At 48.7% G+C, this 14,028-nt stretch carries 17 protein-coding genes; 13 read left to right on the top strand and 4 right to left on the bottom strand.

All coding sequences use genetic code 11. The features are described from left to right. Nucleotides 1–6 precede the first annotated feature (6 nt). Nucleotides 7–1,053 (bottom strand): metallophosphoesterase, encoded by a 1,047-nt coding sequence (locus AC55FS_RS08240; RefSeq protein WP_496935598.1) that lies wholly within the window; start codon nucleotides 1,051–1,053, stop codon nucleotides 7–9. A gap of 214 nt (nucleotides 1,054–1,267) precedes the next feature. On the opposite strand from AC55FS_RS08240, the gene AC55FS_RS08235 reads away from it, so the two are divergent. The 8 genes from AC55FS_RS08235 to AC55FS_RS08200 all read left to right on the top strand — a co-directional run bounded on the left by AC55FS_RS08235 (nucleotide 1,268) and on the right by AC55FS_RS08200 (nucleotide 7,194). Beyond that, nucleotides 1,268–1,750, top strand: a complete 483-nt coding sequence (locus tag AC55FS_RS08235) for a GNAT family N-acetyltransferase (protein ID WP_496935597.1) — start codon at nucleotides 1,268–1,270, stop codon at nucleotides 1,748–1,750. Continuing rightward, nucleotides 1,713–2,210, top strand: coding sequence for a DUF4442 domain-containing protein (locus AC55FS_RS08230; protein WP_496935596.1), 498 nt, complete (start codon nucleotides 1,713–1,715; stop codon nucleotides 2,208–2,210). Before AC55FS_RS08235 ends, AC55FS_RS08230 begins: the two co-directional genes overlap by 38 nt. 156 nt (nucleotides 2,211–2,366) lie before the next feature. After that, nucleotides 2,367–3,140, top strand: a complete 774-nt coding sequence (locus tag AC55FS_RS08225) for an ABC transporter ATP-binding protein (protein WP_496935595.1) — start codon at nucleotides 2,367–2,369, stop codon at nucleotides 3,138–3,140. A 33-nt stretch (nucleotides 3,141–3,173) separates the two neighbouring features. Beyond that, the gene (locus AC55FS_RS08220; protein WP_496935594.1) at nucleotides 3,174–3,926 is read left to right on the top strand and encodes an ABC transporter substrate-binding protein; all 753 of its coding nucleotides are present in this window, start codon (nucleotides 3,174–3,176) and stop codon (nucleotides 3,924–3,926) included. Between the two features lie 103 nt (nucleotides 3,927–4,029). Beyond that, complete coding sequence (locus AC55FS_RS08215) at nucleotides 4,030–4,722, top strand: ABC transporter permease (protein WP_496935593.1); 693 nt, start codon at nucleotides 4,030–4,032, stop codon at nucleotides 4,720–4,722. Then, complete coding sequence (locus AC55FS_RS08210; protein ID WP_496935592.1) at nucleotides 4,719–5,429, top strand: ABC transporter permease; 711 nt, start codon at nucleotides 4,719–4,721, stop codon at nucleotides 5,427–5,429. The genes AC55FS_RS08215 and AC55FS_RS08210 overlap by 4 nt, the downstream gene beginning before the upstream one ends. Nucleotides 5,430–5,627: 198 nt before the next feature. Then, nucleotides 5,628–6,059 carry a hypothetical protein gene (locus AC55FS_RS08205; protein WP_496935591.1) on the top strand — a complete coding sequence of 144 codons (432 nt, stop codon included), beginning with the start codon at nucleotides 5,628–5,630 and terminating at the stop codon, nucleotides 6,057–6,059. A 625-nt stretch (nucleotides 6,060–6,684) separates the two neighbouring features. After that, on the top strand, nucleotides 6,685–7,194 hold the full coding sequence (locus tag AC55FS_RS08200; protein ID WP_496935590.1) for a hypothetical protein: 510 nt from the start codon (nucleotides 6,685–6,687) through the stop codon (nucleotides 7,192–7,194). Between the two features lie 294 nt (nucleotides 7,195–7,488). Here AC55FS_RS08200 and AC55FS_RS08195 read toward each other — a convergent pair whose 3' ends face one another. Next, on the bottom strand, nucleotides 7,489–7,944 hold the full coding sequence (locus AC55FS_RS08195; RefSeq protein WP_496935589.1) for a hypothetical protein: 456 nt from the start codon (nucleotides 7,942–7,944) through the stop codon (nucleotides 7,489–7,491). 163 nt (nucleotides 7,945–8,107) lie between these two features. Then, entirely contained in the window at nucleotides 8,108–8,833 is a 726-nt protein-coding gene (locus tag AC55FS_RS08190; protein ID WP_496935588.1) for a hypothetical protein, read from the bottom strand. Nucleotides 8,834–9,818: 985 nt separating this feature from the next. On the opposite strand from AC55FS_RS08190, the gene AC55FS_RS08185 reads away from it, so the two are divergent. From AC55FS_RS08185 to AC55FS_RS08175, 3 genes are all read left to right on the top strand, one after another. After that, nucleotides 9,819–10,331 carry a GNAT family N-acetyltransferase gene (locus AC55FS_RS08185; protein ID WP_496935587.1) on the top strand — a complete coding sequence of 171 codons (513 nt, stop codon included), beginning with the start codon at nucleotides 9,819–9,821 and terminating at the stop codon, nucleotides 10,329–10,331. 311 nt (nucleotides 10,332–10,642) lie between these two features. Then, nucleotides 10,643–10,843: a DUF1737 domain-containing protein gene (locus AC55FS_RS08180; RefSeq protein WP_496935586.1), complete on the top strand. Its 201-nt coding sequence runs from the start codon at nucleotides 10,643–10,645 to the stop codon at nucleotides 10,841–10,843. A 233-nt stretch (nucleotides 10,844–11,076) separates the two neighbouring features. Beyond that, nucleotides 11,077–11,406: a YciI family protein gene (locus tag AC55FS_RS08175; protein WP_496935585.1), complete on the top strand. Its 330-nt coding sequence runs from the start codon at nucleotides 11,077–11,079 to the stop codon at nucleotides 11,404–11,406. A gap of 506 nt (nucleotides 11,407–11,912) precedes the next feature. On the opposite strand, the gene AC55FS_RS08170 is transcribed toward AC55FS_RS08175, so the two are convergent. Continuing rightward, nucleotides 11,913–12,392: a peroxiredoxin gene (locus AC55FS_RS08170; protein WP_496935584.1), complete on the bottom strand. Its 480-nt coding sequence runs from the start codon at nucleotides 12,390–12,392 to the stop codon at nucleotides 11,913–11,915. A gap of 482 nt (nucleotides 12,393–12,874) precedes the next feature. Between AC55FS_RS08170 and AC55FS_RS08165 the strand changes: the two genes are divergently transcribed. Both AC55FS_RS08165 and AC55FS_RS08160 read left to right on the top strand, forming a co-directional pair. Then, nucleotides 12,875–13,405 carry a hypothetical protein gene (locus tag AC55FS_RS08165; RefSeq protein ID WP_496935583.1) on the top strand — a complete coding sequence of 177 codons (531 nt, stop codon included), beginning with the start codon at nucleotides 12,875–12,877 and terminating at the stop codon, nucleotides 13,403–13,405. Nucleotides 13,406–13,542: 137 nt separating this feature from the next. Further along, nucleotides 13,543–14,025 carry a GNAT family N-acetyltransferase gene (locus tag AC55FS_RS08160; protein ID WP_496935582.1) on the top strand — a complete coding sequence of 161 codons (483 nt, stop codon included), beginning with the start codon at nucleotides 13,543–13,545 and terminating at the stop codon, nucleotides 14,023–14,025. The last annotated feature ends 3 nt before the right edge of the window (nucleotides 14,026–14,028 follow it).

Below are 14,028 nucleotides of genomic sequence, written 5' to 3'. Positions count from 1 at the left end.
TCTCCTTTATTGACGCGTCAGGGTTTGCGCAAAGGCGGCCTGATGCTCGCCGCTGTCGCTGTCGACTGTGTAGGCGGTACCGCGAAACTCATCGCCCTCTATTTCGATAAAAAAGAAACCTAAGGTGTTATCGGCTTGCCAATAAGCGGGGTTTTTATCTTTATTTTTTAATTCGCGTGTTTTACCGCCAGCGCCGGAGACGATATGAAACGTCTTACCGCATTTGTCGACCGGCTTCAGCCACTGCAAATCGTGATCATGGCCAGCAATCATCACATCAACACGATCGCACACGTGTTTTTTCAACATGTTGTAATAAATAACGCCAGCACCTGGAAAACCGTCGTACATGCCAGCGTTACCGTGTTTGCCATTGGAGATAAAAGCATGATGGGCAAAGGCGATTTTCCACGGCGCGTTAGAATCCTGCAGCTCAACATCCAACCAGCGTTGTTGTTTATCGCGATACGGCAGCTGCCAATACTCCGGATCGGCATCCGCCACTGCGGCTAACGGGTTTGAATCAAGGGAGAAAAATTCCACCAATGGCTGCACATCACCTTTGGGCGCGGTGAAATTGTAATAACGTGCCGGCATGTGCCACTTATTGCTCAGGCGATCGCGCTTGTAGTGGTACTCCACCTGCACCTCGCCTTTGTCGTTATTCAGACCATCGCCGCCGACCAACCAGGAGTTATCGTGATTGCCCAAAGTCATATAAAACGGAAAATCTAACTGCCGATAGGGCTGCTCGAACTTCATTTCAAACTGAATATCGTTACTGGAATCAGCGCCGGCCTCGTAAATGTTATCGCCCAGGCCAATGGCAAAATCACAGCCGCGCTCAGCGCACACTGCTTCTATCGCCTGTGCGACTTTATATTGTCCATCTTTGCCGGTACCCATATCGCCAATGGCAATAAAGCGCACGGTCTTGCCTTCGACAGGATCGACATCCGGCAGTGGATCAGGCTTATCTGACATAGCATATGTCGAGCAACACAACAGCAGCCCCACTAGGGCGCTAGCAATGGGCGTAACCTTATCGGTCATGGTGGTTCTCCGGGTGAGGGTCATTATTAGCGGGCAGCCTAGTGTCAGCGTGTTACAGCCTAATGATTGTTTTATTGCAGCCCTCAAACCTGGCTTTTTGCCATAACAGAGTTTGTTATCATGGCAGCCACCGCCGGCAAAGAGCTGGGCTTACGCAACTAAACGCCCTGCCCCAGCAGTCCAGCACGACTCTGCACCGACTCAGTAGGTACCAATGTGCCAAGTTGATTTTCGACCCGATTCGCCGCTTGTCGACTGCAATCGACTGTATAAACAGCAGCAAGATGGCAATCGCGCAGGCCCCCATGAGCAAAGACCCGGTTTATATCAACAGCAGCAACTCATCGCCGTTGCCCGCTTACTGCCTGGCCAGCAAGGTCAGGCGTGGCTGCTGCGAGGATTATGTGTGGCACAGCCATACCGAGGTCATAAATTTGGCCAGACACTGCTGCACTGCATTCATCAATACTGGCCCCAGCACGACATGTATTTAAGGCCACTGGCTGGCCTTGAAGGCTATTACCAAACCCTGGGCTATCACCTGCTGAACGATCAGCCAGCATGCCTGCGCGCCTTTCCTCGTCTGACGCGCGTCAGATCGGTCATGTTCAGAGCCGCCAGGCCGACATACACTGCGCTTTTTGATGGGAAAATAGATCATGGCGAAAGCGAATCAACTGACTCAATTGCTCAATAAAGTGCGTCGTCTGCCCAGCGCGTGGCAACCCAAAGCGCTGTCTTTCATTATGGGGAAGGTCATCCCCTTTGCTGGCACCGCTGGTACCCGGGTAGAAAAGCTTGAACCACAAGAGTGCGTAATCATACTAGCCAATCGCAGAAAGGTGCGTAACCACATAGGTAGTGTCCATGCGGCAGCGATGGCGCTATTAGCAGAATCCGCAACCGGATTTATGACGGCGCTGTCAGTTCCTGACGATCGCATCATTGTTATTCGAAAAATGGAACTTGAGTACCTCAAGCGCGCGAGCGGCGATATGAAGGCGGTGGCCAGCTTCAGTGACGAGCAAGTTGAGTATGTTCGTAACACTGACAAAGGCGACATTGAAGTGCCCGTGGTGATCACAGACGCCAATGGCACCGAAACCGTAAAAGCCACCATGGTGTGGGCCTGGACACCGAAAAAACGCAGCGCCTAACCCCTCTTATGGCGTAGCCTGACTACCCTCATGCTGGACGGATGCCGCTGCAGCGGATATTGTCATCGGCTTTTAAGCACCGGATAAGGCTCAAATGCTACGGCTTTTGCAGCGTATCCGGCATGATATTCACACAATAACAACGGCGAAAGCAGCATGAGCAATCCAACCCTCGCTCTGGAGCTCACCGACATCCACAAGTCGTACGGTGACCTGGAGGTGCTGAAAGGAGTCAGCCTACAAGCCAACACTGGCGATGTGATTTCCATATTGGGATCCAGTGGCTCCGGCAAAAGCACCTTGCTGCGCTGCATCAACTTGCTGGAGAACCCCAGCAAGGGCAGCATAGTCATCGGTGGTGAGCCGCTGGCGTTAAAACCTAATAAAAATGGCGAACTGGTGGCCGCCAGTGATAAACAACTGCAAGCCATGCGTGCCCGTTTGGGCTTCGTATTCCAGCAGTTCAACCTGTGGCCACACAAAACCATACTGCAGAACATCATCGAAGCACCCACCCAGGTGCTGAAGTTGCCCAAAGACCAGGCCATCGAAAAGGCACAAGCCTTGCTTAAGAAGGTGGGACTGGCGGACAAGCAGGATGCCTACCCGGGCAATCTTTCCGGCGGACAGCAACAACGTGTCGCCATTGCCAGAACTCTGGCCATGGATCCACAGGTGCTGCTGTTTGATGAGCCCACCTCCGCACTTGACCCGGAACTGGTCAACGAAGTGCTGGCGGTGATGCGGGAACTGGCGCAAGAAGGCCGTACCATGCTGATTGTGACCCACGAAATGCGCTTTGCGCGGGAAGTGTCGTCACAAGTGGTGTTTTTACACCAAGGGCAGATTGAGGAAATGGGGCCACCTGAGCAGGTGTTCGACCATCCGAAATCGCAACGTGTACGTGACTTTATGTCCAGCCATCAATAAAAACTTAAAAAAGCTGAAAACGAGGATGACTGTATGATTCGTAAACTGTTCGCTGCTGGCATTGTTCTGGCTTCAGTAGCCGCAGCTCCAGTGACGCTGGCTGCCGATAAAATCCGCATCGCTACCGAAGGTGCATACGCACCTTTTAACATGGTGGATTCTGACGGCAACCTGATCGGCTTTGACGTCGATATTGCCAAAGCCTTGTGCGAAGAAATGAAGGCAGATTGCGAAATCGTAGCCCAGGATTGGGACGGCATTATTCCAGGTCTGCGCGCACGTAAATACGATGCCATTATTGCCTCGATGTCGATCACCGAAGAACGTCTGCGAGTGGTCGATTTTTCTGAAAAATACTACTCCAACGTACTGGCGTTTGTTGCCGCAAAAGATAGCAAACTGGACGCCAGCAAAGACAGCCTGAAAGGTCTGACCGTCGGTGCTCAGCGCGCCACCATTGCCGGTCAAATGCTGGAAGATAAATACAGCGATGTGGTTACCGTCAAACTGTATGACACTCAGGACAACGCCTACCTAGACCTGACCTCGGGTCGTCTGGATGCGCTATTGTCAGATAAGTTCCCAGCCTTTGATTGGTTGCGTACCGAAGCGGGTCAGAAATTCGAATTTAAAGGCGAAGACCTCGACATCAATGACGAAATCGGCATTGCCGTTCGCAAAGGCGATAAACTGAAAGACAAGTTCAGCGCTGCGATCAAAGCCATCGTTGCCAACGGTAAGTACGAAGAAATCAACAAAAAATACTTCCCGTTCACCATCTACTGATCAAAACGCGATCTCCATACCCGGCCCAGGGATAGGCTTAAGCGCAGCATCGCTGCGCTGACAGGCTATCTGCTGCCGGGTTATTTGTATTCAGGACCTGGTTATGGATTTACAAGGCTTCGGCCACCTTTTACTTAGCGGCACTTGGCTGACCGTGCAATTGGCACTGAGCAGCTTATTCATCGGACTGGTGATTGGCTTATTAGGCGCCAGCGCCAAGCTGTCACAATCACGTTTATTGCGTGGTATTGCCACCAGCTATACCACCATTATTCGCGGCATCCCGGAGCTGCTGCTGGTACTAACCCTATACTTTGGCGGCTCACAGCTGATCATGCTGGTAGCTGGTTGGTTTGGCCACGACGACTACATTGAAGTCGGCCCCTTTGCCGCCGGTGTTGCGGCGCTATCGATTGCCTTTGGTGCCTATGCCACCGAAGTATTCCGTATGGCTATGCTAGAAATCCCCAAAGGCCAATGGGAATCGGCCGCGGCCATTGGCATGGGCAAAATACAAACCTTTTTCCGGATTATTTTGCCGCAATTATGGCGCTTATCGATTCCGGGCCTCGGCAATCTATTCCAAGTGTTATTAAAAGACACCGCCCTGGTGTCTGTGGTCGGCCTCAATGAGTTAATGCGCCAGGCCGCCGTTGGTGCTGCCAACACCAAACAACCGTTTGACTTTTATATGGCAGCAGCGTTGCTGTATTTAGGGCTGACTCTGGTCGCCACCGTCGTCACCATGCTACTAGAGCGTTGGAGCAAACCTGAATTACGTGGAGGCCGGGCATGAGCTGGGAATGGTCTGTTATCTGGGAATACCTGCCAAGACTGTGGCAAGGTGCCTTATTAACTCTGGAGTTGGTATTTTTCTCCGGCATTATTGGCATTGCATTGGCCATACCGCTGGCACTCATGCGCGCATCTCACAATGCTGTACTGCGAGCACTGCCATTTGCTTATATTTTCTTCTTCCGTGGCACCCCATTGCTGGTGCAAATCTTTTTGATTTATTACGGCGCAGCCCAGTTTGCAGTTATTAAAGAATCCTCGTTATGGCCCATTCTCAAAGAGCCCTACTGGTGCGCCATTATCGCCTTCTCATTAAATACCGCAGCCTACAGCGCGGAGTTGATTCGTGGTGCCATTCAGGCCATCCCTAAAGGCGAAATCGAAGTATCTCAGGCCTTGGGCATGAGCCGCGCGACTATGATTCGCCGCATTATTTTGCCACGCTCCTTTGGCATTGTATTTCCGGCCTACAGCAATGAATTACTGTTAATGCTCAAGGGCAGCGCATTGGCGTCAACCATCACCTTGCTGGACCTAACCGGCATGGCGCGCACCATTATTGCCCGCACCTACACGCCGCTGGAGATGTTTTTTGCCGCTGGCATGATGTATTTGCTGATTGCCGCTGTGATGATTGGCTGCTTCCGATTATTGGAACGGCGGATCAATCGCTACCAACACTATAAGCTGGATCATCAAAAGTACTGATTAAAGCGCCCTCTTTTGAGGGCGTTTTTTTCGTCTATTCCTGAACAATTTCATCGCGCATACTTCAAACTGATCATCTAAATGCAAAACTGAGATCTATTTAACAAGATCCACACCCCCCTTTGAGATACAACTCATTCACGGAATAATTTCCATTATAATCAATGACTTAGCCAAGAACGGTCAATAGGAAACCAAATGAAACTAGGAAACATTTTATCTGCAACTGTTATTGCTCTTCACCTAACCGGGTGTGCCTCGTACGGATATGATGTTGAAAGCGAAATTGTTACGATCGGGCCGAGCTACCCTCCAACAGAAACTCTAGAGCTGTCCTTTGGCGAGTACGATGGCGCAAAGAAATACCAGCAACTGGCTTTTATCCGCATCCTAGGCAACGAATACTCTGATACCGCAAAACTTGTCGATGAAATCAAACGAGAAGCCAAAGCAATCGGCGCGGACGCTGTTATTAACATCAAAACGGCAGATAAAGAAAGAACTCAACGCATGTCTAGCCCCCTAGACATCGTACTATCTGACGATTATGGATCAAAAGATAAAAAAGAAGACTACAAGTATGAAGCACTGGTATTAGAGGGAATAGCTATCAAATACCAAGAAGAGTAATGTCGGCGACAGTGTGTGATTGAAGGCTCGAAGTCCGAGGTGTTTTTTAAAGCAGAATGCTTTAAACCTGCCCAGCCCTATACCCTCCTTGAGGGATCTTATCCCTCACGCCGGCCCGGCGAGCGACTGAAAGCGTATATCGAGGCAGCTTCTGCTAGGAAAAAAGCGAGTGTAAGCCTCCTCGACTAGCGCAGCTTACAAACCGTAAGTGAGCATAGCGAGGCGCTTTTTAACGCAGCAGAAACAACGTAGATAGCTTTCAGCCTGCTTTGCGCTCAGCAGGCCGTGCTCCCTTCGTTAACAATGCCGTGGTCGCCGCAACGCCAACAGCCGGCAGGACGTTGGCTGGTGCTGCCATCCAGGCAGGCCCTGCGGACACAGCCATTGCCAACTCAGGCGGCCTGCTAGGCGCGGAAAAGCTGGGCGCTATACCGCGCTCGAAAGTTAGGATGGGGGCTGGTTTGTAGTAATTGCGCGAGAATCAGGCAAACCTTTCAAGCACCATGAAGTCAGCATGACCAAACTGAGGAACTTTTGAACAGAAGCAATCAAAAATAGATGTAAGACCGACCAGTTCTCGTTAGGATAACAGCTGAGAGCACCGATATACGATCAACATTCAGCCATGAGCTTACTTATTAAATGCAAATTTGCCATTGACAACTTAGCGGCCAAGATGAGTGATTTTTTCTCAGCCATTTCAGCCCGAATTAACTGGATATATGTCCGATTAATAATCATTACAATAAGTGCTGTTATACAGCTAATTGCAACATTAAGTGGTGTACAAACGACAATGCCAGCAATGTGGCACGCACTTCCTGTTGTCTTTATATTTAGTATTCTCGGCGTACAATTCCTCATCGGTCTTCAAGCCGTCAACCCTTTTTCAGCTAAGGTTTGGTTACGTCCAGCCTGGAGGCACAATCCCTTTAACCTTACGCAGCCGCTTCAAGTCTTTCATTTTGCTGGCTGGCTTATGCTCTCGAATGCCCTTTCATACACTCCAGCGGCTATAACTTGTAATAACGAAAACATGTTCCTAGCAGCAATGGCTGCAACGTTTGGCTCAGGTTTGCTGCTAGGCGTTCGGTTGTCAGTTTTCATTTTCGGCAGAAAGTTCACTCAGCTATAAAAAGCACTTTCATACAGTAAGCCGTATGCCCTCCTTGAGTGATCTTATCCCTCACGCCGGGCCGGCGAACTCCCTGCTTTGCGCTGCGCAGGCCTTCCTTCCTACGCTTGCAATGCTGTGATCGCCGCAACGCCAACAGCCTGCATCCCGGCAGGATGTTGGCTGGTGCTGCCATCCAAGCAGCCCCTGCGGGCACAGCCATTGCCAACGCAGGCGGCCTGCTAGGCGCGGAAAACCTGGGCGCTATACCGCGCTCGAAAGTTAGGATGGGTGTCTCGTTTGTTATTTCGTTTGTTATTTTGGAAGGATTTGCCAATTACCCTCAAACTCAGCAACGTCCTCGATGTTGAGAATCGCTTGCGAAGAAGCGCCCCCTCCAGGACGCCGATAGTCGTGCTTCTCCATGAATGCCGAGTAACGAGCTACGATCCTCTCTTGTATGTCGCGTTCAGTGCAGATGAAAAATCTTGCCCCGCTGATTTCCGCATCGGCCACCCGTACCAAAACCCAGACTAAATCTGGATGCTTAAGCGGTTTCAATGAACCTATTGTTTGACGGTTGCCTCCGTTGATACTGTGTTCGCACCACTTGTCGATAGAGGAGTGGACCAGCGCGCCTTTAGTACTCGCTTTAACCTGAACAGGGAATGACTTGAGGGATTCAGAATGAACTGCGGTGACATCAAATCCTGGTACGTTTCCAGAGTAAGGAGAAGCGTAATAGCCAAGTGTCCCCAACACTGCCGACACCAAGTGCTCCCCCACCTGTCCCATTAGTTTGTTCGATACCCCTGATGCCATACTCTCAACCATTCCTTAGCGTATAACGCCGCGTTAAGGCGTGCCGCTATGGGTGCCAAACTTGAGCAAAGCGAAACTGGCATGCGCTGCGGAATCGCTATTGAACACTTTGTTACGCTTTATTTTCAAGATTATGCTGAACCTTTAAGTACACATTCACACACTCTTCAACCAAATCCTGCTTACCATGTTGAATTACTAAAAGATATATTATGTGGACCAGTATGGTTGCACCAATATGTCTCTGAAGCTCTGCATTAACGCTTTCAACACTAGGTAACGCAGTAGCAGATGCATATAACAATAGATTTCTTTTGTTAGCATTATCTTTAATATATTGAAATATTGAAGTAATTCCTCGCTCGGACGCAACCGCACGTACTTCGCCCAGGTAATTTTTAGCATTACCTGAGGCATCAACATTAACCTGATTAAGTGGAGGGTCTGGCTGTAAAACTAAATCACCGATCTGCAACTGGGTCCTAAGTATACCTTGCCCATTATTCTTTTCGACAACTAGCTGATATGGATCCTCACTTAACTTTAATGCAACGCCTAAGAGAGTTAAAAATGGGTACAGGCCACCCTTATGCTTATGATCATGTATTTTTAGTTCATTAGAACGAAGATACCCTTTACTTTTCAGAGCAAGAAACAGAGCTGTTGCAGCCTCTTCTTCAGCAGTGATCGCCAAAAATGCAGCCACTTCAGGCATTGTTTCCGCAAGTTCAAAGGATCTCTCGACATAGCGAATACTCGACTTTGCAGCGAAACCTGAATGTCCTTTCGTAACCGATGACATTTCAAACACTTTCTTCTGAAAATCACTTAACTCCATGGAATCCTCATAAAACATAACAGTCTAATACCGTGCATGCCTGTTTTTCCAACTAGAACTATTCGAGATATTCCTTCCAAGCTATTGATTTACAACTAGACATCATGCTTTCTATCATCTTATCCTCTGGAAAAACGTGCTCGCCTACTATCCACGTTTCAAAGTTCTGGCACTTTACTTTAGGGTTAACTCAATGATTTATCGGTCATTTAAAGCTAACACCCTGCAGGAATACAGGCAAGTCGACCGAAAAAGCGTGGCAGCTCCTTGTCGCCTCCATAAACAGTACCTCTTTACATTACGTCTCTAGCCATTTTTTAGCTGATTGCTCACTCTTGCGCCTAGGTTTTCTGCGCCTTAGCTGGCCGCCTGAGTTGGCAATGGCTGTGCCCGGAGGGGCTGCCTGGATGGCAGCACCAGCCAACATTCTACCGGGATGCAGGCTGTTGGTGTTGCGGCGACCACAGCATTGGCGACGAGGGAAATACGGCCTGCGCAGCGCAAAGCAGGGAGTTCGCCCGCCCGGCGTGAGGGATAAGATCCCTCAAGGAGGGCATTGGATTTGGCGGAAAAGAAAAACCCTTTAAACAGCCCTGCTAATAATACAAACGAATAGCAGCAACAGCGGGAGCATCCATCCCAAGCTTAAAATTCGCTTTCGCGCCTAGGTTTTCCGAGTCTTAGCTGGCCACCTGCGTTGCCTATGGCTGTGCCGACAGGAGCTGCCTCGATATACGCATTCAGTCGCTTATCCGCCCGGCGTGAGGGATAACCTCAAGGAGGGCAGAAAAATTAGTTATTTCTCCAACGCCACCTTAGTAGAGACCAAACCTCGACTATCAATGCAACGAATATGCAAAGATTTTAACCCAGCTAGTCCTTACTGAAACGACTGCGTTAAGATAAAAAATCCCACTAAGGTTCTGATGCCAGCACCAGAAGCTAATCAGAACTCGGATGCAACGATACCAGTAAGGATTAATTCATGTCTGAAGTAATCATAAGGCATAGCGACAATAAAGATATGCAATCAATCAGAGAGATATACTCTGGCGATCTAGCTTATTCTGGTACTTTGCAGCTCCCTTACCCATCCGAACAGCTATGGCAAGCACGATTAGAAAAGCTTCCGCAGGGATCTTATTCCCTCGTTGCCGAAATGGACAAACAAGTCGTTGGGCAGCTGGGATTACATATTGAGCAAAACCCAAGGCGCAAACATGTCGCAGGATTCGGCATGGCCGTAAAAGATAGCTACCAAGGCCTGGGAGTCGGCAGCAAACTTCTCTCAGCGGCCATTGACCTGGCAGAGAACTGGCTCAATATCCAAAGAATGGAGCTAACCGTCTACACAGACAACCAAGCAGCCATTGCTCTGTACAAGCGGTACGACTTTGTTATTGAGGGCGAGTCGAAACATTACGCCTTTAGAAATGGTCAGTATGTCGATGTTTATCATATGGCAAGAATTAAGCAATCCATAGTGGCAAACCGCTAAGTTCCATATGGTTTTAACTGACAGCGCGATACAACACCAAACGGTAGTGGTCAACTTAAGTTAGCCACTACAGTCCCAACTGCTAACGAATATGCTACCCACCCGGCTCCACCAAATCGTTTCTGCTGTACTTACATCACATACCACTATCACCTTCATAGTCGATCACACCACGTCTTAAACTAATATCATTGCTCCTTAATCGAAACTCAGTATTTCACCCAGCATTCCCCTACATGAGGGTAACTGGTATCACAAGCTGAAAAATTTAGGTATAAACATGTGTTGAAAAATGAGCAAAGAGAACTTTCATGAAACTATACCGTTTTGTTACCGGCCCAGATGATGCCACCTTCTGTTTACGCGTCACTAAATCATTGAACAATGGCTGGGAACTGTACGGCAGCCCCACACTGACCTTTAACGGCGATACTCCGATTGCAGGCCAGGCCTTGGTAAAGGAAGTTCCCGAGGAAGAGTTTTCGAAGGATATAGATCTTCGTTCATACTGAAAGATCAAGTCGATGGGCACAGGCCAAACACATCAACAATCCAGCAAAACTTTTCGTTTCCAAGACTCAGTTCATGTTATGCATTTACGACATTTAATGCAGTCCGCTGAATTTTTCACGACAGCTAATATAAGCATTTCTTTGCCTATGAACCCTCCCTCTAGACAATCTGGCTATTTGCAACGACTTTAACAGTTAGCAAAAAAGATCATGCCTACACATCAGAGAATATAATGAAAAAATTTATTGCAATTCTATCTGGAAAGAAAAAAGGCACACTCACTGACGAGTTGCTTGCGGGTCATATCAGCTATCTCGATGAACTCGATCAACAAGGCACTCTTCTACTGTGCGGCCCTTTTACGGACGACGATTCTGCTATGCAGGTTCTACTCTGTGAAAGTCTACAGCAGGCATCAGAGGTCATTCACTCAGACCCCTTTGTAGAGCAGGGCTACTACAGCGAAGTAACACTAAAAGAGCTTATCGAAGCTAATCGCAGCAACAATTGGTTGTTATCAAACCCTCAGACACTGAGCAATCGCTCAAGCACTAACGACTAGGCAAAGTCCACTCTCAGGCAATCTGTAGGTGGTCTGAAACCACATCATATACCCAGATACATGGAGCAGCAGTACAGACCACCTCGGTTTCATTTCGTTTTCGCCAGTATCCATACGAATGTACAAACATCAAATATTAATCGCTATCGTTTCCAAACACTTCGTGCCTTAGCAGGCCGCTGGGGTTGGCGAGCCAACATCCTGTCAGGATGCTGGCTAGTGGCGTTGCGGCGACCATAACATTGGCAACAAAGGATAACGGCCAGCACTGCGCGAAAAGACGGAAGTCTATCAAGGCTGTTTCTGTTGCGTTAAGCACTCCTGCGCGAGTACGACTCAAATGCTCATTTACGGTTTGCAAACTGCGTTTTTGAAGTGCGACTATCGCTCACTTTTTCCTTACAAACACTGGCTCGATGTACGCTTTCAGCATTCGCCCACCCGGTGGGAGGGATATAATCCCTCGAGGGTGGCATAGAAATTGGCAAGAAATAACCCAAACCCAGTTATTTATCAAGCTCCGCCAAAATTGTCTCGGCATTACTGACTTCAAACGCCTTAGGTGCTTCCACATTTAACTGAGTGACGACACCATTATCGATAATCATGGCATAGCGCTGTGAGCGAAGGCCACCAAAGCCGCCGGTATCCATTTCAAGTCCTAACGCCTTGGTAAAGCTGCCATCACCGTCACCTAACATCATAATCTCTGAAGCATTTTGCGCCTTGCCCCAGGCCTGCATCACAAACGCATCGTTCACCGACACACATGCAATCAAATCGACACCTGCGGCTTTAATTTTGTCGGCCAGCACTACATAGCCTGGCAGGTGAGCCTCTGAGCAAGTGGGGGTAAAGGCACCAGGAACCGCAAACAATACAACACGCTTATTGGCAAATAACTCGTCAGTGCTGTGGGTCTGCATGCCATCAGCATTGAGTTCGCTGAGGTTAGCAGTAGGTATGGCTTGACCTGTCTGGATCATATCGACTCTCCTTTCATATTGATTGATCAGTGTAGCGAGCCTAACCACAACAAACCACTGACAAAAAGTATGGAATAAGCACCTGAGTCGGTATCACTGGGGCCTGTTAACACTATTTCGATCACGCTGTTTTGAACTGCCCCCCCAATCAAGGCGCGAAGATGGATGTTTAACGCGTTAAATGAAGGATGAGCAACACGGATTGAGGGATTTTCAGCCATAACCTGAAAGGCTGAAGTCCGTTTTTACCTGAGAATCATTGCATATTCATTTAAACCACGCTCCTCATGCCAAACTCAAGAAAAAACTGACTTGCAGCAGCAAAGGACTAAATAGTGTTAACGGGCCCTAGCAGTGTCCATTATCCTATTTTTTAGTATGCTGCCGTGCCATAAGGACCCGTTTTCACGGCTCCCCACGGCACGACAACACTGAGCGTGATCAATTGGATTAACGTTTCACATGGATTAGTTAGAACCGATATGACGCAAAAGAAGTTTCTGGCCCTGGCGGTTATCACATTGACCTGCCTGGCTATAAGCCTGGCCGCCCTGCCCTTCTTTGCCTCCCTGAAGCCAAGTGCTAGAGCGTATGCCAACTTGCCCAGAGTAGACTTATCGGCCATCCATCCCGGCGACTTTCAACGGCTTATTCATCCTACTAATACCCAGCTATCCCATGGCTATGAAATGAGCTTATTGGTATACCGAGCACACGATGGAAGCTTTCACCTGTGGGATGTGCCCAGCAAAGATGGGGCCATTGGCATGCCAGACATAAGCTGGTGGCGGCCCATGTACATGTGCAAGGATTTTGGCCCAAGCATTGAAGCCGGCCGAGTGGATGAATCACTGCCAATCACATGCCACGATAAGCCACTGCCATCTAAATGGTGGGCGAACGAATGGCGCTGGAGCATAACTGGAGAGGCGCTAGACTCACAGGTTGATGATATGCAAAATGCCGTCGGCACACTGGACGGCCAGATTTTTGTGCTCGGCAAGCGCCATTAATTCTGTGTTGCTCACCCTTCATTTAACTCGCCAAACATCGCTCTTCGCGCCTTCATTGACCAGTTTTCAGTTCATAACAGCGTGATCGAAATCGTGTTAACAGGCCCTAATACCCCTAAAAAAGAACCAATTTCAATATGAAACTAAGAAAAGCAACACCCAACGAGTTGGATCGTATTTTTGCCATGGGCTATGACGCTTGGCATGCTGGACTGTCCCTCAACGATTATCTGGATTCGTGTCGCAACAGCAAAAAATATCAAGCCGGCAGCTGGTATGTGCTTACTAACAAGAATGAGATTTTATCCTCCCTTATCGTTTATCGCGATCAGTTTGGCCTGCCATCGGGTTGCTTTGGTATTGGCTCAATCGCCACACCACCCAAGCTTCGAGGTCAGGGCTATGCATCACAACTGATTAAACTGATAAAAATGGAGCTGTTTAATAACCCTGGGGGCCAGGCCATCTATTTACACAGTGACATAAAGCCAGAGTTCTATAGCCAGCTTGGCTTTATTAAACTAGGAAACTCCAACTGTATGATATGTTTTAACCAGCCTGCCATTCAGCAAGTCGGCATGCGAGTCAGTGAAGATGCCGTCATTCCAGAGTATTTTTAGCCA

The sequence above is a fragment of the Bacterioplanes sp. CLAM21 genome, assembly GCF_059641015.1.
The sequence above is the reverse complement of the archived record's forward strand: the minus strand, read 5'-3'. Positions and strand labels throughout refer to the sequence as shown.